This window comes from Rhodoferax saidenbachensis, assembly GCF_001955715.1.
In the GTDB taxonomy this organism is placed as follows: Bacteria; Pseudomonadota; Gammaproteobacteria; order Burkholderiales; family Burkholderiaceae_C; genus Allorhodoferax; species Allorhodoferax saidenbachensis.
Genome location: NZ_CP019239.1, coordinates 2281913 through 2301572, shown reverse-complemented (window position 1 = coordinate 2301572; position 19660 = coordinate 2281913). Strand labels below are relative to the sequence as shown.

The following is a 19660-nucleotide window of genomic DNA, read 5'->3' as shown; positions in this document are numbered from 1 at the left end:
ATGTCTGTCTATCGCACAGAGGGCGGTATCGCACCCTTTTCCAAACGATCCTCCAGCTCTCCCATATAGGCCGCCAAGGTGTTGCCGGATTGCTCCACATAGGAGCGTAGCTCCTGTTGGAGCGTGTCGATGCGGGCGAGGAGGGCGTCTTTGGAGTTGGTCTGCTCAGCCGATTGTTTGGCCATTTCCGCTTCCAGAAAGATGCGCAGCTCCGTGAACCGGGAGGCTTCTGCGCGATCGGCCAGGCCTCGGTTTGCTTGCAGTTCGCGCGCATGGCGGCGTGCCTCAAAAAGAACAGAGCCCTGAAGGTAAACCACGAACGCCAGGAACAGAGTGGTCACTGCGGCCAGCAGGCCCAGCATCAGCAGGCCCAAGGGCATATAGACCGTGGTGTAGCCGAGGGACAAATCGGTGGGGGACACGAAGACGCCCCAGTTCAACGCCGCGAACGTGGCGATCACGGCCAGCACGAGTAGCAATAACAAAGAGGGCAGTTTCATGGGTTGTCTCCTGATGGAACGAACATGGATGGGCAGTTGGTTATGGGCCGTTGATTTACGCAGATTAAACCTCGCGGCCCCTACCGCCGACTGTGCGACAGCAGACAGACCCAGCGGCCGACATGCCCCACCATGCGGGGTATGCCCGTATTCGACATCACCCACACCACACACTACCGCTACGCTCAGCCCGTCATGCTGGGCCTGCACCAGGTGCTTTTTCGGCCCCGTGACAGCCATGACCTGCGGGTACTTGCAACGTCCATGGAGGTCACGCCCGAGCCACTGGATGTGCGGCTGATTCAGGATGCGTATTCGAATTCGGTGGCGCTGGTGCAGCCGCAAAGCCCGGCCGCAGAGTTCAAGGTGGTGTGCCACTATTCGGTGGAGCACACCGGCACACGGGCGCTGGACTTTGCACTGGACCCGCGCGCGCAGTCGTATCCGTTTGCCTACGAGGCCGAAGAGCGTATCGCGCTGGCGCACTACCTGCAACCGTATTACGACGACCCCGATGGCAGCCTGATGGCTTGGGCGCAGGGTTTCGTAGCGCCCACGGGCAACACCGGTGCGCGGGAGCTGCTGGTGGCCATGACGCAGTTCATCCGCAATACCTTCCAGTACCGCGCCCGCTACGACGAAGGGGTGCAAACACCGTACGACACCTTGCGCTGGCAAAGCGGGACCTGTCGCGACTTCGCTACCCTGATGATCGAAGCCGTGCGCCAGCTCGACTATGCCGCGCGTTTTGTGTCGGGGTATCTGTACATGCCGTCACTGGACGACGGCAGCTTGCCCGGCTTCAGCCTGGGCTCCACGCATGCGTGGCTGCAGGTGTACTTGCCCAGTGCGGGGTGGATACCGTTTGACCCGACCAACAATCTGGTGGGTGGCTCGGACCTGATCCGTGTGGGGGTGGCCCGCCACGCCAGCCTGGCGTCACCGGTGCGTGGCAGTTGGTACGGCAATGCGTCCGACTATTTGGGTATGGATGTGGATGTGCAGGTGCGCAACGCGGCCTCTTGAGGGGGGATCGTTTTGCGTTTTGAACGCGCATAAAAAAACCGGCCAGAAGGCCGGTTTTTCATAGGGTGCTCAGCTTTTAGTAGCTGTTACGGCCACCGCCGTAACCGCCGCCACCACCACCACCGCCGTATCCACCACCGCCGCCGCCGCCGGTACGTGGTTCCATTGGGCGGGCTTCATTCACGACCATGTCGCGGCCATCGACGGATTTGCCGTGCATGCCGCTGATGGCGGCTTGGGCTTCTGCTTCGCTGGACATTTCCACAAAGCCGAAGCCTTTGGAGCGGCCGCTGTCGCGGTCTGTCATGACCTTGGCCGACGAAACGGTGCCAAAGTCGGAAAAGTTCTGGTTCAGGGATTGGTCATCTACCGAGTAGGAGAGGTTGCCGACGTAAAGTTTCTTGCCCATGTGGGTATCTTTCAAAAATGCGGGGCGGTTGAAAAGAGCCGCACCACGCAGGGGGAAGGATGGTCTTGGTGACAAGCCATCCACGGAACTGATACCTGGCCACAGCCAAGCATGCAGGGTCAACGGGGTTCCAAAGCCAGAGATGAATCCGGTGATGGGACCCCAGTCAGGGTTCGGTCACAGAGGGGAAAAATGGGACCGGAAGTAAAGCTCGCCGCTGGGGGAGTTTGACAACCGGGAGGGCCGGGACAACCAGCCAAAGAGGTGCGGGGAGGGGCGCTTGGGGCGCCGCAGCCCCAGTCAGACTACAGCCGCTGCAAAGGTAAGCAAATTGCAACGGCGTGCCGAGTTTAACCGCGATCAGTGCATCAAGACACCGGATTCTCTTCGGACCGTGCTTTCAATCGGGCTGGTGTGGGCGCCAGCGGGTATCCCGAAGCAGCGTGTCACGCGTATTTCAGTGCCAAATTGGTCTCTGGCCCTTATGGAATATGCGCGACAAGCTATCAATTCAATAGCGGATTACCGCAGAATCCCGGCGACCACGCGGGCCACTTCGGCAATCGCATCCTCCCTGCGCTGGCTACTGACTGCGCTATCGGCCAGGTAGGCTGTGACCACCATGGGCGCGCCTTGTGGTGGCAGCAGGATGCCGATGTCGTTGGCGCTGGTTTTGTTGGTGCCTGTCTTGTCGCCAATGCCCCAGCCTTCTGGAAGGCCAGCTTTAAGCCGTTTCCCGCCTGTGGTGTTGGCCAGCATCCATTGTTGGAGCAGTTGGCGCGACGGGGATGACAGCGCGTTACCCAGCAGCAGCGTTTGCAGGGTCTTGGCCATGGCGCGGGGCGAGGTGGTATCCAGAATGCCTTTGCGGACATTGAGTTCAGGCTCTTTGCGGTCCAGGCGCGTGACCGTGTCGCCCAGTTGGCGAGCAAATGCAGTGAGCGCTTGGGGGCCGCCATAACTGGCCAGGATGAGGTTGGCAGCGGTGTTGTCGCTGGTGGTGATGGTGGCATGGCAGAGCTGCGCCAGCGTGAGTCCTTCGCCATCCACATGCGCCTCGGTTACCGGGGACCATGGCACCAGATCCTGCCGGCCGTAGCGAATGCGCCGCTCCAGTGATTCCTGGCCGCGGTCGGCACGCGCCAGCACCAGAGCGCTTGCCAATAACTTGAAGGAGCTGAGCATCATGAAACGCTCGTCCGAGCGGTAGCCGTATTCCTGGCCAGAAGCGGTGTCTAGTAGGTGGACGCCCAAACGGCCCTGGGCTTGTGCCTCCAGTTTTTGCAGTGCCGCCGTGATCTGGGTTTGTCGGCTACTGGCAAAACTATTCTTGGGCAAAAGGGCGCTACTGCCCAAGGCCATATAGGCCAGGGCTGCGGAGAAGCTGCGTCGGTGCATCGTGGTGTTTCCTCTGAAAAGAGGCGAATCATAAGAATGGCAGAGGGGTTGTTCAAACGGGAATAATTGGGCTTTAGCCAAAGAAAAACTTGGGTCACTATGGATTTGCCGCTGAATGCCTTGCGCGCCTTTGAGGTCTCTGCGCGCCATCTGAGCTTTACCCGCGCGGGGCTGGAACTGCACCTGACGCAGACCGCAGTGAGCCAGCACGTGAAGAATCTGGAAGACCGGTTGGGCAAGAAGTTGTTCAGGCGCGTGCCCAAAGGTCTGGCCCTGACCGATGAAGGCATGGCCTTGCTGCCTGTGCTGGTGGACGCGTTTGAACGCATTGAATCCACACTGGAGACCTTCAAGGCCACACACAAGAAAGAAGTGCTCTCCGTCGGGGTGGTAGGTACCTTTGCGGTGGGCTGGCTGCTGCCGCGCATGCGTGAGTTTCAAACGCGGCATCCGTTTGTGGAGCTGCGGCTGTTCACCAACAACAACCGGGTGGACCTGGCCGGGGATGGCCTGGACTACGCCATTCGTTTTGGCGACGGCCACTGGCACGGCACGGAAGCCGTTCACCTGTTGTCCGCTCCACTGGCGCCGGTGTGTGCGCCGTCCATGGCAAGCCGTATCCACGCCATCCGTGACCTGGGGCGCGAAACCCTGTTGCGCTCGTACCGCACGGATGAATGGCTGGCCTGGTTCCAGGCGGCTGGGCTGGAGCCGCCGCTGTTGACCGGGCCCATGTTTGATTCGTCGCTGGTGCTGGCCGATGCGGCCGCGCAAGGGTCTGGGGTGGCGCTGCTGCCGGTGCGCCTGTTCAGCCGCGACCTGCGGGGCGGGCGTCTGGTTTGCCTGTTCGACACGCAGGTGGAGTTGGGCAGTTATTGGCTGACACGGCTCAAGACGCGCCGCGAGAGTGATGCGATGCTGGCGTTTCGGGACTGGCTGGCGCAGAGTTGCAATGGTCTGTGAGTGGGTTCTGGCGGTCTGACACACGTCAGCCTTTGTCGCTCAGTATCATCAGGCCATGAATTCATTCTGGCGAACGCGACAGGGCATCGGCATCCTGTTGATCATTCTGGCGACGTTCGCTTTTGCGGCACTCGACACGGCAACCAAACATGCCACCACGCTGGTACCGGTGCTGATGCTGTTGTGGTTTCGTTATGCATTTCAAGCGGTGGTGACCTTTGCGATGCGGTTTCCTGTGCAGCGCGGCGGATTGTTCAAAACAGCCAACCCCCGCTTCCAGGCCCTGCGTGGAACGCTGCTGCTGGTGACCAGTGCCTGCTCGTTCTTCGGCTTGCAACAATTGCCGGTCGGAGAGTTCACCGCCATCGTGATGTTGACCCCGCTGGTAGCGGTGGTGCTGGCTGCGCTGGTACTGAAAACCCCGGTCTCCCGCACGCGGTGGGTGTTGATGCTGTTCGGTTTTCTGGGCGTGCTGCTGGTCATTCGGCCAGGGGGCAAAGTATTTGGCTGGGCCCTGTTGTTCCCCGCGCTGCTGGTGACCACCTACGCCTGGTTCCAAATGCTGACCAGCCAAATGAGCGCTGATGAAAACCCCTACACCACGCATTTCTTCACCGGGTTGGTCGGGGCGCTGCTCATGACTCCGGTCGTCATCTTCAGCTGGAGCACCCCTGCGCTGCTGGCGCATTGGCCCTGGTTTGTGCTGGTCGGCTTCCTGGGAACCTTTGGGCACCTGATGCTGATTCGGGCCTACATGCATGCGTCTGCGGCGGTCATCACGCCTTACCTGTACACCCAAATTGCATTCGCCACGCTGTGTGGCTGGGTGATCTTCGACCACGTCCCTGACGCCGTGGCCTGGGCGGGGATACTGGTGATTGCCGTGTGCGGGGTGTGCAATTCAATGATCACCGCACGCGCATTTGCAAAAGCGGCTTCACTGCGGGTCGGCTAGACCTGCGCTCCATCCGCTTTTACGCATCAAATCGGGCTCTAGCCCGCACGGGGGCTGCGCAAGAAGCTATAAATTCAATAGCATTTTGTGCCCTTGCAGTTTCCACGCACGTTGGGCCAGCAGGCGCTGTGTGGCCTGGGCAATCACCTGGCTGCCCGGTTCTACCCTGGTGTTATGGCCCGGTTTGGTGCGGCATCTGCGTCAAACCGGTGCAGTCCCACATTGCGCACCAAAATGAATCAAATAATTCATTAAAATAAATATTGATATAAATAGTTCATTTTGGTATGGTCATGCATCCATCCGATGTTCCATGGAAATCAAGCAGGAGCGGGTGATGGACCGAGGCCACCGGGTTTCCGGCGCGGCCATATCTGTCATTGAATACTTGGAGTAAGACGCTATGAAGTTCAAAGGATTAGCAGCACGCTTGGTGCTCACGATGGTTGCGGTTGCGACTACCGCTGGCTCTGCCATGGCGGCGGATTGGGTGGTCGGGGCCAACATTGGCAATGTGCCCTGGGAATTCCAGGATGCTTCCGGCAAGTTTGTCGGTTTCGAGATTGACTTGGTGAATGAAGTGGCCAAACGGGCTGGCAAGACGGTGCAGATCGAGAACATTCCGTTCAACGGCCTGTTCCCTGCGGTGCAATCCGGCCGCATCCAGATCGCGGTGTCCTCCATCACCATCACGCCCAAGCGCCTGGAATCGCTGGCATTTGCCCAGCCGTATTACGACAGTGACCAGTCCCTGTCGGTGTTGAAGACAGCCAAAATCGATAAGCTGGAAGACCTCTCTGGCAAGACGGTGGGCGTGGATACCGCATCTACCGGTGACATCTATGCCACTGAAAACACCGCGAAGCTGAAGATCGCCAAGATCTCGCGCTACGAAGGACTGGCACCTGCGATGTTGGACCTGGCGGCTGGGCGTATCGACGGCTACATCAGTGATATTCCCGCCGTGGAGTACTACATCAAGGACAAGCCCCAGTACAAGATTGCGGCACGCATTCCCACCAACGAGCGCTACTCCTTCATGTTCGCCAAAAACTTTGCCGAAGCGGCCAAGATCAACGACATCCTGACCACGCTGAAGAAAGAAGGCTTTGTGGCTGCGACCCACAAAAAGTGGTTCGGGTCCACCCCACCAGACTCTTCTTCCAGTGTCAAAGTGATGGACGTGCCCAAACTCTAAGGGCGTTGGATACCCGCGAGGCAACCTCCGGGGCGCCTCGCGGGTCCCTAAATACAGAAAGCTGCCATGAGCTTGATTGAGACATTCTTCAATTGGTCCGTTTTTGTGGGCGCGCTTCCCGCGTTGCTGGAAGGACTCTGGATCACCATCATGCTGGGGGTCGTCAGCATTGTTGCGGGGATGGTCTCCGGGCTGGGTATGGCATTGGCCCGCCTCTATGGTGCAGGCCCGGTCCAAGCGCTCGCACGCATCTACACCGATGTCTTGCGCTCCATTCCTTTGCTGGTGCTGCTGGTGCTGGTCTATTACGCCCTGCCATTTGTGGGCATCCGCATGTCGTCGTTTGCATCCGCGGCGGTGGCGATCAGTCTGGTGTCGTGTGCGTACACGGCAGAAATTTTCAGGGCGGGCATCGAAGCCATACCCAAAGGCCAGTTCGAAGCGGCAGATGCCATCGGTCTGGGCTTCTTCAGCAGCATGCGGTATGTCATCTTGCCGCAGGCGTTCCGCATTGTTGTACCGCCGTTGACCAGCAATTGCATCAACGTGCTCAAGGACACAGCCTTGGCCTCGGTCGTGGCCATGCCCGATCTGCTCAAACAAGCCACCCAGGCGCAGGCCCTGGCGGCGAACCCGACACCCCTGATCGGGGCCGCAGTCCTGTACCTCCTGATTCTGTTGCCACTGGTGCGATTGGTGAGCTACTTTGAATCGCGCCACAGCAAGAACACACGTTAACCAGGCCGCCATGCAAGCCCTCATACAGATTCAAAAATTGCGCAAGTCCTATGGCGCGGTGGAAGTGCTGCACGATATCGATCTGGATATCCGATCCGGTGAAGTGGTCGTGGTGGTCGGCCCATCGGGCTCTGGCAAGTCCACGCTCATCCGCTGCATCAACCTGCTGGAGGAATACCAGGGTGGGGTCGTACTGGTTGATGGCCTCAAGGTGGAAAAAGGCCCGGAGCTTGCCAAAGTGCGCGCGGAAGTGGGCATGGTGTTTCAAAGCTTCAACCTGTTCCCCCATCTGAGCACGCTGGAAAACGTCGCGCTGGGCCCACTGCGTGTGCGCAAGAGCAACCGCAAAGACGCTGAAGCCAAGGCCCGGGAATTGTTGGTCAAAGTGGGTATGGCCGAACATGCGCACAAGTACCCCGCGCAGTTGTCAGGCGGGCAGCAGCAGCGCGTCGCCATTGCCCGTGCACTGGCCATGGAGCCCAAGGTCATTCTGTTTGACGAGCCCACGTCAGCACTAGACCCGGAGATGGTGGGTGAGGTGCTGGACGTGATGCAGAACCTGGCCAAGACCGGCGTCACCATGGTCATCGTGACCCATGAAATGGGCTTTGCCCGGCGCGTGGCAGACCGGGTCATCTTCATGGAAGCCGGGCGCATCGTCGAGCAGGGTGAGCCCCAGCAGTTTTTCAATACGCCCCAGGAGGCACGTACCCAGGCGTTCCTCAAGGCCATTCTTCAACACTAATTACGTTATGCAGACCACATCCACTCTCAATATCGACCATATCCGCGCCGAATTTCCGACGCTTTCCAACGGCTTTGCGTATCTGGACAACGCGGGCGGCTCCCAGGTCCTGCGCCGCGTGGCGGACCGGGTGCGCGACTACCTGCTTACCAGCAGCGTGCAGTTGGGCGCCAGTTACGCGCATTCGCAGGATGCCGGAAGCAAGGTGCTGGCCGCCCGCAAATCGGTAGCGGAGCTGATCAATGCGGAGTACGACGATGAAGTGGTCATGGGCGGTGCCACCACGGCACTGATGTTCCAGGTCACGCAAGCCATCCTGCCCAGCATTCAGCCGGGCGATGAAATCATCGTGACCAATACAGACCATGAGGCCAACATTGGAGGCTGGCTGCGCCTGCAAAGTGCCGGGGCCGTCGTACGGTTCTGGAACGTCAACCCCCAGACACTGGAGCTGGATCTTTCCGATCTGGAAAAAATGCTGTCGCCCAGGGTGAAGTGGGTGGCCATGACCCATGCCTCCAATATCCTGGGCACTGTCAACCCGGTGGCCAAGGTGGCGGATCTGGTGCACCACGTCGGCGCGCGGCTGTGCGTGGATGCCGTGGCCTATGCACCGCACCGCTTGGTGGACGTGCGCGCCAGCGGCGCCGATCTGTATGTCTTCAGCTTCTACAAGGTGTTTGGGCCCCATTACGCCGTGTTGTGGGGGCGCCGGGAGTTGCTGCTGAGCTTGGCCAGCCTGAACCACTATTTCATTCCCAATGACACGCTGCCGTACAAGTTGCAACCCGGCAACGTGAACTACGAGCTCTCCTACGGTTGCATCGGCATCAACGACTATCTGACCGACGTCGGAACCCAATTGGGCGTTAAAGGCAGTTCGCGGCAAAAGATGCAGGCCGCGTTTGATGCCTTTGAACACCACGAAGACCGCCTGGCCGAACAGTTGCTGTCTTACCTCCGCAGCAAAAAGAACGTGCGCATCATCGGCTTGCCCGAGGCGAAATCGGGCCAACGCGTACCCACCATCAGCTTCATGGTGGACGGCAAGATGAGCGAGTCCATCGTGCGGCACACCGATCGTTTCAACATCGGTATTCGTTTTGGTGACTTCTATGCCAAGCGCCTGATTGAAAGCCTGGGTCTGCATGTCTGGGGCGGCGTGGTGCGTGTCTCCATCGCGCACTACAACACGGTGGCGGAAATCGACCACCTCATACGCCATTTGGATGAGGCCATCGGCTGATGGCACGGGAATCGCTTCAGGGCCATTGAACAGGCCCTCGACCATTTGCCTACTGAGGAACAACACCTTGACAACCAGCAATGCAACCTTGATCCGCAACGGCCGCGTGATTACCGCGACCGACGACTACGTGGCTGATGTGCTCCTGCAAGGCGGCATCATTCACACCATTGGTCAGAACATTGAAGTGGGAGGGGATGTCACGGTGGTCGATGCCACCGGTTTGTACGTATTGCCAGGGGGCGTGGACACCCATGTGCACCTGGAAAACGTGATTGGCCCGACCATCACCACCGACACCTTTGCCAGCGGCACCAAGGCGGCGGCCTTTGGCGGTACCACCACCATTGTGGACTTTGCCCTGCAGACAGAGATTGACTCGCCGTTGGGTGCGATTGCCCGGGCCCAGCGCTCTGCAGAGTCGCAGGTGAATGTGGACTACAGCCTGCACGTGATCGTCACCCGGGTCGATGACCAGGTACTGCGCGATGTGCGCCACGCCATGCGCCATGAGGGCGTCACCAGTTTCAAGATGTTCATGGCCTATCCCGGCATCATGATGGCCGACGACGCCTCCATCTTCCGCATGCTGCGCCAGGTCGGAGCAGATGGCGGCATGGTGGCCCTGCATGCTGAAAATGGCACGGTGATTGACCTCCTGATCAAGGAAGCACTGGAGGCTGGCCACACCTCGCCGCGCTACCACGCGCTCACACGTCCCTCGCTCATGGAAGGCGAGGCTACGCACCGCGGCATCCGTCTGGCGGAGCTGGCGAATGCGCCGATTTACTTCGTGCACGTGTCCAGTAACGATGCGCTGAAACACATTGTGCAGGCACGTAGCGAGGGCATACCGGTATTTGCCGAGACCTGCCCGCATTACCTGCTGTTTGACGACGCGGTCTACGACAACGACGACTTCGAGACGGCCAAATACGTGATGACGCCGCCGCTGCGCAAGCCCGATGACCAAAAGCACTTGTGGCGTGCCCTGCGGTACGACGATTTGCAGGTGATTGCCACCGACCACTGCCCGTTTTGCATGAAGGAAGGCCACCTGGGACTGCGCAGTTCCAAGTTGCGCGGCACGGATAACTTTGCGCAGATTCCGAATGGCGCACCCGGCATTGAAACCCGGCTGGTCAGCCTGTTTGACATTGGCGTGATGCAGGGCAAGCTGTCGCTCAACCGTTTTGTGGAACTCACCTCGACCACCCCGGCCAAGCTCTTTGGCCTGTTTCCCAAGAAGGGCACGATCGCGGTGGGTAGCGATGCCGACGTGGTGCTTTTCAACCCGGCGGTCACGCAGACCATCCACGCCAAGAACCTGCACAGCGACTGCGACTACACCTTGCTGGAAGGCCGCAGTCTCCAGGGGCGTGTGGAGAAAGTCTTCCTGCGCGGCAACCTGATTGTGGATGGCCACCACTGGCATGGCCGCGAAGGGATGGGCCGATTCGTGCCCCGTGGTGAGGTGCGTGCCTTCTGAGGCACGGTGACGCATCTCCGGTGGCTATCATTTGCCCATGAGCAACGCCAAACCGACCACCCTTGAAGGCCTGCGGGCGCTGATCAGCCAGGAGAGCGAGCGCCTGACGCCGCGCATGCGGGATGCCGCGCGCTACGCCATCGAGCATCCCAACGACATTGCCCTGAATCCGGTGGCCACCGTTGCGGCCCAGGCCCAGATTGCGCCGGCCGCCTTTATCCGCTTGGCCAAGGCGCTGGGGTATGACGGCTACTCGGAGTTGCAGCGCTTGTTTCGCGCACCCTTGCACCACGCCACCAAGCCGACTTTCAGGGAACGTATTCGCCACTACGGGGGAGAGCAGACGCTGGACAACCCGGAGGACCCGGCCGCAGTCTTGCAGGCCTTCAGCCAGGCCAATATCGTCTCGCTGGAGCATTTGCAAGCCGATGCCGCCAGCCTGCCGCTCAAGGACGCGGTGTCGCTGATTCAGAACGCCCGCATCGTGCATGTGATTGGCCTGCGCCGCTCTTACGCCGTTGCGGCGTACCTGGCCTATGCCTTGAACCGCGTCGGGCAGCCCGCCGTGCAGATCACGGGGCTGGGCGGCGCGGTGGCCGAGCAAGCCAACGCGGCCAATGCGCAGGATCTGCTGATTGCCATCAGTTTCCCGCCCTACGCGGCGGACACGCTGCGTGTGTGTGAACAGGTGACGGGGCAGGGCGCCAAGTTGTTGGCCATTACCAATGCATTTCTGAGCCCGGTTGCCAAAAATGCGGACCTGGTTCTGGAGGTTAACGATGCGGAGCTCAAGGGGTTCCGGTCGCTTACCTCGGCCATGTGCCTGGTGCAGACGCTGGCCATGGGCCTGGCATTCAGCAAGCGGACCAAACGCGGTAAAGCGGGCGCAGGTGGCAAGGCTGCCATCCCGGATCTGAGCGACATCGATTGTTAAACGTGATTGAAACGAACCGGCATCCCATCCGCGTCGAGGCGCTCACCGCCGCGGCATTTGCCCCGTTCGGGGATGTGATTGCGGTGGGCGATGCTGCCCGGCAGTTTTCCATCAACGAAGGTTTTGCCACGCGCTTTCATGATCTGGCGCACATCGATGTACTGGACCAAGGGGGGCGACCCATTCTCAATATTTTCCGGGCCACGCCCCGTGTGCTGCCCATGCAACTGCGGGTCATGGAACGCCACCCGCTGGGCAGCCAGGCCTTCATGCCACTGAGTTCAACGCCGTACCTGGTGGTGGTGGCGCCTGCCTCCCCAACACTGGTGCCCGAACAGATTCGCTGTTTTCTCGCCCAGGCAGGGCAGGGGGTGAACTACGCGAAAGGGACCTGGCACCACCCGTTGATTGCCACCGAGCGCGCTTCTGACTTTCTGGTGGTGGACCGGGGTGGCCGCGCCGAAGACCACAACCTCGATGAAGTCGATGTGCTGGCGTTGGGCTACTGGATCGGCTAGGAGTGCAACAACGAGTGGCGCTGTTTGCACCCCGTTCCCTTCGGGTTGCGGCTAAAACTGCCATGCGCTGCGTTGCAAAGCCTTGCCGGGGGGATACCCCGGCTGCGTTTCACGCCTTGCGCATGGCCTTTTTGATCCGCAACGCATCTCGGGAAATTAGTGTGAACAGGCCCTAGCCCTGCGCCTACTCACCGCCGTACGCTGTGTAGTGCTGCTCTCAGCGGTCCTGGTTGGTGATCATCCAGTCGTTCCTGCGTGCGCATCAACGCGGGGCGCAACGGGTTTCAACTGCCGTTCGGATCTCTGATCTGCTGTGGATGGCTTTTGCGTAGCAAATAGGTATCCATGATCCAGCCGTGCGCGGCGCGCGCCGCCTGGCGCTGTTCCAGGATACGGTTGCGGACATCGCCCAATGGGCCGCTGATGCAGATCTGGTTTGGCATGCCGAGGTAGGCGCCCCACCAGATGTGGGTGCCTTCAGTAGGCAGGTGCTGAAAAGCGCATTGACCGTCCAGCATCACCGCCACGGTGCTGGTATCCGCAGGCCAGCCATGGTCGCGCAATCGGCGACCGGTGGTGATGGTGACCGGGGCATTGATCTCATTCAAGGCGATGGCATGGGCGGCGGTGAGCGCCTGCAGCGCCGTGATGCCCGGCACCACCGACACGCGCAATGGCAGTTGCAGCGCCAAGCGGTCGGCAATGCGCAGCGTGCTGTCGTACAAGGATGGGTCGCCCCATACCAGCAAGGCCAGGCGCCCGCCCTGGGGCAGATGGGCCTGGATATGCGCGAGCCACACCTGTGCAATGGCATCGTGCCAGCGGTTCACTCCGGCCTGGTAATCAGGGTCCGCACTGTCGCGTACCGGCATGTCAAAGCCCACTACGCGCGTGGTTGCATTGGTGATCAGTTGTGCGCACAGACTGCTGCGCAAGTCGGCCAGATCGGCCTTGTCCGCGCCCTTGTGGGGCAGCAAGATCAGGTCCGCCGCATTGAGTGCGGCCACGCCCTGGCGGGTGATGTGGTCCGGGTTGCCGGTGCCCATGCCCACCAGGCTGAGTTCGATCATGGCGTGTCGCCTTCAGGAAAGCGGGGGTGGGTGCCCACGGGACGGTAACGCCGATCGTAGTCGCCGGCATACAAGCGGCTGGTGGCGAAGTCCTGCGCGCCCAGGGTGCGGCCCACCAGAATGATCGCCGTGCGCTCCATGCCATCACCCACCGCGGCCTCCACCGTGGACAAGGTGGCGCGAACCACGCGCTCGTCGGGCCAACTGGCGCGCCATACCACGGCCACGGGGCAGTCGGCGCCGTAGTGGGGGGTGAGCTCTTGCACCACGCGTTCCAGCACGTGGATGGACAGGTGGATAGCCAGCACCGCCCCGGTCTGCGCAAAGTTGTGCAGGGACTCGGCCTCCGGCATGGCCGAAGCGCGGCCCGAGGTGCGTGTCAGCACCACCGACTGGCAGAGACCCGGCAGGGTCAGTTCGGCCTCCAACGTGGCGGCGGCCGCCGCGAATGAGGGCACGCCCGGTGTGACGGTGTAGGGAATGCCTTCTTCGCGCAAGCAGCGCAGCTGCTCGCCCATGGCAGACCAGACCGACAGATCGCCCGAATGCAACCGCGCCACATCGTGCCCCGCGGCGTGCGCCACGCGAATCTCGTCCATGATTTGCTCTAGCGACAGGGGTGCTGTGTTGACGATGCGGGCGCCGGCCGGGCAATGCGCCAAAACGCCCTCGGGTACTAAAGAGCCCGCGTACAAGCACACCGGGCTGGCAGCAATCAGGTCGCGGCCGCGCAGGGTCAGCAGGTCGGGGGCACCGGGGCCGGCGCCAATAAAGTGAACAGTCATGGAGAGGTATTTTCGAGGAGGACGAACGCGATGGCCGCAGTGGCCAGGCGATCCGGGGACACGCAGCGCAGCCCCCGCAGTTGCGCACCGGGGCCAGCGGCCGCCAGTGCAGAAGACTCGGCCAGGCTGTGCTGGCCATACCGTGCAGGCACATGGGCGCTGGTGTGGGCCGGCTGCGTGTGCAAGGCCTCTGCCGCAATGGCCTGCACCGGCAAGCCCCACTCGGCGGCAAAACGCACAAACGCCGGGGCGGCCGCCTTGTCCCAGGCCGTGGCCAGCGCGGTCAGAGCGATAGGCGCGTCCGCTTGCGCCAAGGCAAGCTCCAGAGCGTGCTTCAACGACTCAGTAGTCGCCGCAGCACGAAACCCGAACCCGGCTACGCTCATGCCCAGCCCTTCATAGCCGGATGCTCCACTGCACCGCGGGGCGGCTAGGCTGCCAGCCGCGCATGCGCCCCAGCGGTGCGGCCTGCGCCAGCTCGATGCGCAGCAGTTCGCCGCCGTGCAGCGCATGCAGTTGCAGCAGGGCTGATTCGGTTTCCAGCGTCACGGCATTGACCACCAGGCGGCAGCCTTGCGGCACGGCGGCCCGAAGTGCTTCGAACAATGCCAGGTCAAATCCGCCGCCCACAAATACCGCATCGGCTCTGGGCAAGTTCTGCAGGGCCAGCAGGGCAGGCCCGTGCACCACCGATAGTGCAGTGGCCACGCCAAAGCGCTGGGCATTCGCCTGAATATTGACCACCCGCTCACCATGTTGCTCCACGGCGCTGGCCGTGCCGCCAGCCAGGCACCACTCCACGGCAATCGAGCCGGAGCCCGCGCCCAGGTCCCACAGGTGTTCTCCCTGGCGCGGCGCCAGCGCAGCCAGCGTGATGGCCCGTACCGGGGATTTTGTGATCTGCCCATCGTGGGCAAAGTCGGCGTCGGGGCGCCCAGGCGTGCGCGCCATGCCGTTCAGGCCGACCACTTCTACTGCGATGGCCACAGGTGCCGCAATGTCTGCGAAGTGACAAGTGCGCGCCAGAGCCTCACGCACGCGCTCGCGCGGGCCGCCCAGGGCTTCCAGCACCCAGACGCGGGAATCGCCCGCGCCCAGCGCCGTCAACCAATGTGCGTAGTCCGCAACCGCTGGGCCATCGCGTAGCAGGCAGACCAGCCGTTGGCCGGTTTGCAGCACCTGCCGGGTAGTCGCAAAGGGCGTGGCGTGCAATCCAAAACAATGCGTGGTTTCCAGGGGCCAGCCCAAGCGGGCCATAGCCCAAGCAAAGGTGCTGGGTGCGGGGAACGCCCGCCATTCGCCGGGGTCTAAGTGCTTGGCCAGGCTGCCACCCGCACCAAACCAAAATGGGTCGCCTGAGGCCAACACCACAGTGGACTGGCCGCGCAGTGCCAGTACGGGCGCGATATCAAACGGCACGGGCCAGGCGATGCCACGCTCTCCCGCCTGCGCCAAGGCCAGGTGCCTGGGGCCGCCGACCACATGCAGTGCATTCGCCAAAGCCGAGCGGCTACCATCCGACAGACCATGCAGCCCATCTTCCCCCATGCCAATGATTGAAAGCCAGGGTTCAGCCATACCGCGTGTTCTCGTGTTGGGGGGCACCACCGAAGCCAGCCGCCTGGCCCAGGCCTTGGCCGATACGCAGGTGGACGCCGTGTTTTCCTATGCCGGCCGTACCGAATCCCCGCTGCCACAGCCCCTGCCCGTGCGGGTTGGGGGCTTTGGCGGGGTGGATGGTTTGCGTGCCTGGCTGCGGGAGCAGCGCATCAGCCATGTGGTGGACGCCACCCATCCCTTCGCCGCCCAGATGAGTCGCAACGCCGTGGGTGCCTGTGCGGCGACCGGCATTCCGCTGTTGGCGCTGGAGCGCCCGGCTTGGCAGGCGCAGGCTGGTGACCATTGGCAGCCGGTTCCTGACATGGACTCCGCAGTGCGTGCGCTGCCCGAAGCACCCGCCCGTGTTTTTCTGGCCATTGGACGCCAGCATCTGGCGCCATTTCTGGCCCAGCCGCAGCACTGGTTTTTGTTGCGCCTGGTGGATGCCTCGGTGGAACTGCCACTCGAGCGCGGGCACATCGTGCTGGCACGCGGTCCGTTTACCGAAGCTGGTGATACCGCTTTGCTGCGGCAGCACCGCATCACGCACGTCGTCGCCAAAAACTCTGGCGGCAGCGGCGCGGAGGCCAAGCTCAGCGCCGCCCGCGCCTTGGGCCTGCCCGTCATCCTGATCGACCGCCCGATCATCCCGGCACGCTCCACCGTGGGCGGTGTCGACGAGGTGTTGCAGTGGCTTGCGGACCCTCATGGCAACACCGGCAGGGCCACTGAACGCGGCGTGTAAACAAACCGGCCAACCTGCCGGGTCGCGCTATTGCCCACGATGACGACCGTGCGCATGTCAGCCATGTCGGCACGCGCCTGCGCCAGGGTGACGGTGGCAATGCGCTCTTCGGGCGTGCTCACCGCCCGGGCAAAGGTGATGAGCCGGTCTGGGCCACACATCTCCAGCAGTAGCGCAAGGATGCGCGCAAAGGTATCCGGGCGGCTGGCGGAGCGCGGGTTGTAAAACGCCATCGCAAAATCGGCACCGGCCGCAGCGCGCACGCGCGCTTCAATCAGGCTGGCGGGCTTCAGGTTGTCGCTGAGGTTGATGGCGCAAAAATCGTGGCCCAGTGGCGCGCCCGCCTTGGCCGCAGCGGCCAGCATGGCGGTGATGCCGGGCAACACGCGGATATCCAAATCCTGCCAGTGCGCTTGGCCTTCCAGTGCTTCAAACACAGCCGCCGCCATGGCAAACACGCCGGGGTCGCCCGAGGACACCACCACCACCTTGTGGCCCGCAGCCGCCATCTGCAACGCTGCAAGCGCCCGGTCCATCTCCACCCGGTTGTCCGAGGCATGCAGGGTGAGCCCCGGCCGAGGCGCAATGCGCGCCACGTAAGGGATGTAACCCACGATATCGGTCGCCTCGGCCAGCGCAGCGCTGACCTCGGGCGTGACCAACTGCTCGTCACCCGGCCCCAGGCCGGCAATGCACAGCCAGCCTTTCATTCCTGCACCTCGGGGCGCCGACCATGGCCGTGCACCAGCACGATGGCGAAGTAAGGGCAGTCGTTGCCGTCCACCTCGGCCAATGGCAGCACACGCTGGCCCGGCATGGTGCCGCGCTCCACCAGCCAGGCCTGCTCCAGTCGGCCCGTGGCCTGCAGCGCCCGGCGCACGCGGGGCAGGTTGCGCCCGGTCTTCATGATGACCAGTGCGTCTGCCGATTGCATGTGCCGCTCCAGCTCGGCATCGGGCAAGGTACCCATGAGCACGGTCATCACGTCGTCGCCCCAGGTGATGGGTGTTTGCGTGGCCGACCAGCAGCCCACCATGCCGGGAATGCCGGGGATGACGTCGACTTGGGCGCGGCCCTGCAGGCGGGTGTACAGGTGCATGAAGGAGCCGTAGAAAAACGGGTCGCCCTCGCACAGCACCAGCACGTCCTGCGCCTGTGCGAGCACGGCCAGGCGCTCGGCCCATTCGTCGTAAAAGCTGGCCAGGCAGTGGATGTACTCGGGGCTGTCAAACGGCAGCTCGGTGGTCACCGGGTACTCCATCGGGTACTCCACGGCGTGCGGCGCCAACATGCCTTCCACAATGCGCCGGGCCTGGCCGGGGCGCCCCTTTTTGCGGAAGTACGCCACATGCCCGGCACTGCGGATGGCGCGGTCCGAGCGCACGCTCATCAGATCGGGGTCGCCAGGCCCCAGGCCGGCACAGACAATGCGGCCCATCAAATCTCCCTCCGGCTGGCCAGCGCATTGATCGCCGCCACGGTAATGGCAGAGCCACCCAACCGGCCGCTCACCACCATACATGGCACGGGCGGCGCCGCCATCAGTGCCGTCTTGGATTCGGCCGCGCCCACAAAGCCCACGGGGCAGGCAATGATGGCGGCAGGCCTTGGATAGTTGGGGTCTTGCAACAGATTCAGCAGGTGAAACAGCGCGGTGGGCGCATTGCCAATGGCCACCACGGCTCCGGCCAGGTGCGGGCGCCACAGCTCTACCGCGGCGGCGCTGCGGGTGGTGCCCAGGGTCTGCGCCAGGGAACGCACTTCGGGCTCCTGCAAGGTGCAGATCACGGCGTTGTTGGCAGGCAGGCGGCTGCGCGTTATGCCTTCGCTCACCATGCGCACGTCACACAGAATGGGCGCGCCGGCCTCCAGCGCAGCCCGGGTGGCCTGGGCCATGCCGGGTGTGAATTGGATCTGGGATTCCAGGCCCACCATGCCGGCGGCGTGCACCATGCGCACCGCGGCCATTTCTTCCACGGCGTCAAAGCGGGCCAGATCGGCCTCGGCCCGGATGATGGCAAAGGACTGCCGGTAGATGGCCTCGCCATCGGTTTCATAAAGGTGTCGCATGCGCTCGTTCTTGTAGCTGGGTGGCCAGTGCCGCCGGGGTCAGCCCCACCAAATCGGCGGGGGACGCGGCGTTGCCGTGGTGAATCAGGTTGTAACCCGTGGTGGTGGCCACCACGGTCAGTGTTGGTGCGGGGTGGGCGCAGCCTTTGGTGCAGCCAGAGACATGCAGTGTCTGGCCGACCGGCAGGAAGGCCGCCAGTGCGCGGGCCAGTGGCCGGGTGGCGCCTGCCGCCTGCCCACAACCGGGAGCGCCCGTGCAGGCGTGGATGCGCAAGCGCGGGTCGTCGGCGCGGGTGATGAGGTCTGGCAGAGCGGGGATGGCCTCCACGCCCTCCAGCAACACGCTGCGCCAAGGTGTCAGGCGCAGGTGCGCCAGCTCTGCCAACGCGGCCAATGTGGTCGCGGGCAACTGCCCCAACTCCAGGGCGGCCAGATAGCCCTGCGGCACGCGGCCCAACGGCGGCTGGTGCTGCGCTGCGGCTGGCACCGGTGTGGCGGTGAAACGGTGTGGCAGCGGCTGGCTTGCAACCAGAGACGCCATGCGTTTGCGCGGGGTGGCGATGCCACCGGCGTCAATGAACCACCGAGCCAGTGCCATGGCAAGGGCAACTACGTCGCCCACTTGTGCCAGCGCGCCAGTGGTGCTTCCATCGGCGTACACCAGAAAACCGCTATCGCAACGCTCAATGCGAATGTCCGCCGAACTGGTGCGCAGGACTGGTGTGTCTCCGCAGTCCAGTGCGAAACCAAATTTCGCCGGGAGATTGGGGGCTTGGGGCGCATTCAGTGCCAGTGCCAAAGCGTTGGCCAGCTCGGTCGTACCGTCGTCGGCTTGCCAGAACGGGGCAAGCAGCAGGTTGCGGCGCGACTCTGCCCGTATATCGGCATCTACCAGGCCCAATGCTTGCAGGCCTGGCAGCAACACTGGGTAGTCAACATCCGTGATGCCCCGCAGTTGCAGATTGGCACGGCCAGTGATCTCTACGGTGTCTTGCGCAAAGCGGCTGGCCAGGGCTGCTATGCCACGGGCCTGGGCCTGGGTGAGCCGACCCAGCGGCGGGCGTATCCGTACGACCCAGCCGTCTTCGGCCAACATGGGCTGTAGCGCGCCGGGGCACCAACCTTGAATGCGCGGAGAGCTCATGGGGCGTATGTCTGAAGCCAATTGCGTGTGCAGCGGTTGTGGTGCTGTAAGGGTTGCACAACCGTGCGAATCTATGGAGCCTTGGAGTATCTCACTATCAAATTGCCATGGCTCAGAAATAGAATGCA

Annotated in this window: 22 protein-coding genes; 11 read left to right on the top strand and 11 right to left on the bottom strand. The window is 62.6% G+C overall.

The genetic code is table 11. From position 1 onward, the window contains the following. Positions 1-8 precede the first annotated feature (8 nt). Positions 9-500: a hypothetical protein gene (locus tag RS694_RS11005; protein ID WP_029709590.1), complete on the bottom strand. Its 492-nt coding sequence runs from the start codon at positions 498-500 to the stop codon at positions 9-11. 132 nt (positions 501-632) lie between these two features. Between RS694_RS11005 and RS694_RS11000 the strand changes: the two genes are divergently transcribed. Further along, on the top strand, positions 633-1526 hold the full coding sequence (locus RS694_RS11000; protein WP_037248524.1) for a transglutaminase family protein: 894 nt from the start codon (positions 633-635) through the stop codon (positions 1524-1526). 76 nt (positions 1527-1602) lie between these two features. Here RS694_RS11000 and RS694_RS10995 read toward each other — a convergent pair whose 3' ends face one another. Together RS694_RS10995 and bla are read right to left on the bottom strand one after the other, a co-directional pair. Further along, complete coding sequence (locus RS694_RS10995; RefSeq protein WP_076069582.1) at positions 1603-1935, bottom strand: RNA recognition motif domain-containing protein; 333 nt, start codon at positions 1933-1935, stop codon at positions 1603-1605. A 522-nt stretch (positions 1936-2457) separates the two neighbouring features. After that, the gene (gene bla, locus RS694_RS10990; RefSeq protein ID WP_420805963.1) at positions 2458-3297 is read right to left on the bottom strand and encodes a class A beta-lactamase; all 840 of its coding nucleotides are present in this window, start codon (positions 3295-3297) and stop codon (positions 2458-2460) included. A 135-nt stretch (positions 3298-3432) separates the two neighbouring features. Between bla and RS694_RS10985 the strand changes: the two genes are divergently transcribed. The 9 genes from RS694_RS10985 to RS694_RS10945 all read left to right on the top strand — a co-directional run bounded on the left by RS694_RS10985 (position 3433) and on the right by RS694_RS10945 (position 12119). After that, entirely contained in the window at positions 3433-4296 is an 864-nt protein-coding gene (locus RS694_RS10985) for a LysR family transcriptional regulator (protein ID WP_029709667.1), read from the top strand. 55 nt (positions 4297-4351) lie between these two features. After that, on the top strand, positions 4352-5251 hold the full coding sequence (locus tag RS694_RS10980; protein ID WP_037248577.1) for a DMT family transporter: 900 nt from the start codon (positions 4352-4354) through the stop codon (positions 5249-5251). A 403-nt stretch (positions 5252-5654) separates the two neighbouring features. Beyond that, on the top strand, positions 5655-6449 hold the full coding sequence (locus tag RS694_RS10975) for a transporter substrate-binding domain-containing protein (protein WP_029709671.1): 795 nt from the start codon (positions 5655-5657) through the stop codon (positions 6447-6449). 66 nt (positions 6450-6515) lie between these two features. Beyond that, positions 6516-7187 (top strand): amino acid ABC transporter permease, encoded by a 672-nt coding sequence (locus RS694_RS10970; RefSeq protein ID WP_029709672.1) that lies wholly within the window; start codon positions 6516-6518, stop codon positions 7185-7187. Between the two features lie 10 nt (positions 7188-7197). Next, entirely contained in the window at positions 7198-7932 is a 735-nt protein-coding gene (locus RS694_RS10965; RefSeq protein WP_029709673.1) for an amino acid ABC transporter ATP-binding protein, read from the top strand. A gap of 7 nt (positions 7933-7939) precedes the next feature. Beyond that, complete coding sequence (locus tag RS694_RS10960; protein ID WP_029709674.1) at positions 7940-9178, top strand: cysteine desulfurase-like protein; 1239 nt, start codon at positions 7940-7942, stop codon at positions 9176-9178. 67 nt (positions 9179-9245) lie between these two features. Continuing rightward, positions 9246-10667 (top strand): dihydropyrimidinase, encoded by a 1422-nt coding sequence (gene hydA, locus RS694_RS10955; RefSeq protein ID WP_029709675.1) that lies wholly within the window; start codon positions 9246-9248, stop codon positions 10665-10667. A gap of 37 nt (positions 10668-10704) precedes the next feature. Beyond that, a complete protein-coding gene (locus tag RS694_RS10950) occupies positions 10705-11601 on the top strand; it encodes a MurR/RpiR family transcriptional regulator (protein ID WP_076069579.1) in 897 nt (298 codons plus the stop codon). Positions 11602-11603: 2 nt separating this feature from the next. Continuing rightward, entirely contained in the window at positions 11604-12119 is a 516-nt protein-coding gene (locus RS694_RS10945; RefSeq protein ID WP_241464218.1) for an ureidoglycolate lyase, read from the top strand. A gap of 284 nt (positions 12120-12403) precedes the next feature. Here RS694_RS10945 and cobF read toward each other — a convergent pair whose 3' ends face one another. From cobF to RS694_RS10925, 4 genes are read right to left on the bottom strand one after another with little or no spacing between them, the layout of a single operon-like run. Next, positions 12404-13189 carry a precorrin-6A synthase (deacetylating) gene (gene cobF / locus RS694_RS10940; protein ID WP_029709679.1) on the bottom strand — a complete coding sequence of 262 codons (786 nt, stop codon included), beginning with the start codon at positions 13187-13189 and terminating at the stop codon, positions 12404-12406. After that, positions 13186-13974 (bottom strand): precorrin-4 C(11)-methyltransferase, encoded by a 789-nt coding sequence (gene cobM, locus RS694_RS10935; protein WP_029709681.1) that lies wholly within the window; start codon positions 13972-13974, stop codon positions 13186-13188. Before cobM ends, cobF begins: the two co-directional genes overlap by 4 nt. Beyond that, positions 13971-14360, bottom strand: a complete 390-nt coding sequence (locus RS694_RS10930) for a cobalamin biosynthesis protein (RefSeq protein WP_029709682.1) — start codon at positions 14358-14360, stop codon at positions 13971-13973. The genes cobM and RS694_RS10930 overlap by 4 nt, the downstream gene beginning before the upstream one ends. Positions 14361-14370: 10 nt before the next feature. After that, on the bottom strand, positions 14371-15552 hold the full coding sequence (locus RS694_RS10925) for a bifunctional cobalt-precorrin-7 (C(5))-methyltransferase/cobalt-precorrin-6B (C(15))-methyltransferase (protein WP_029709683.1): 1182 nt from the start codon (positions 15550-15552) through the stop codon (positions 14371-14373). Here RS694_RS10925 and RS694_RS10920 point away from each other — a divergent pair. Beyond that, a complete protein-coding gene (locus RS694_RS10920) occupies positions 15521-16318 on the top strand; it encodes a cobalt-precorrin-6A reductase (RefSeq protein WP_174407704.1) in 798 nt (265 codons plus the stop codon). The two genes, RS694_RS10925 and RS694_RS10920, sit on opposite strands and share 32 nt — an antisense overlap. Here the strand turns inward: RS694_RS10920 and cobJ are convergent. From cobJ to cobG, 4 genes are read right to left on the bottom strand one after another with little or no spacing between them, the layout of a single operon-like run. After that, on the bottom strand, positions 16279-17028 hold the full coding sequence (gene cobJ / locus RS694_RS10915) for a precorrin-3B C(17)-methyltransferase (protein ID WP_029709684.1): 750 nt from the start codon (positions 17026-17028) through the stop codon (positions 16279-16281). The two genes, RS694_RS10920 and cobJ, sit on opposite strands and share 40 nt — an antisense overlap. After that, on the bottom strand, positions 17025-17756 hold the full coding sequence (locus RS694_RS10910) for a precorrin-2 C(20)-methyltransferase (RefSeq protein ID WP_029709685.1): 732 nt from the start codon (positions 17754-17756) through the stop codon (positions 17025-17027). Before RS694_RS10910 ends, cobJ begins: the two co-directional genes overlap by 4 nt. Beyond that, the gene (locus RS694_RS10905; RefSeq protein WP_029709686.1) at positions 17756-18388 is read right to left on the bottom strand and encodes a precorrin-8X methylmutase; all 633 of its coding nucleotides are present in this window, start codon (positions 18386-18388) and stop codon (positions 17756-17758) included. Before RS694_RS10905 ends, RS694_RS10910 begins: the two co-directional genes overlap by 1 nt. After that, a complete protein-coding gene (gene cobG, locus RS694_RS10900; RefSeq protein WP_029709687.1) occupies positions 18372-19532 on the bottom strand; it encodes a precorrin-3B synthase in 1161 nt (386 codons plus the stop codon). Before cobG ends, RS694_RS10905 begins: the two co-directional genes overlap by 17 nt. Positions 19533-19660 lie beyond the last annotated feature (128 nt).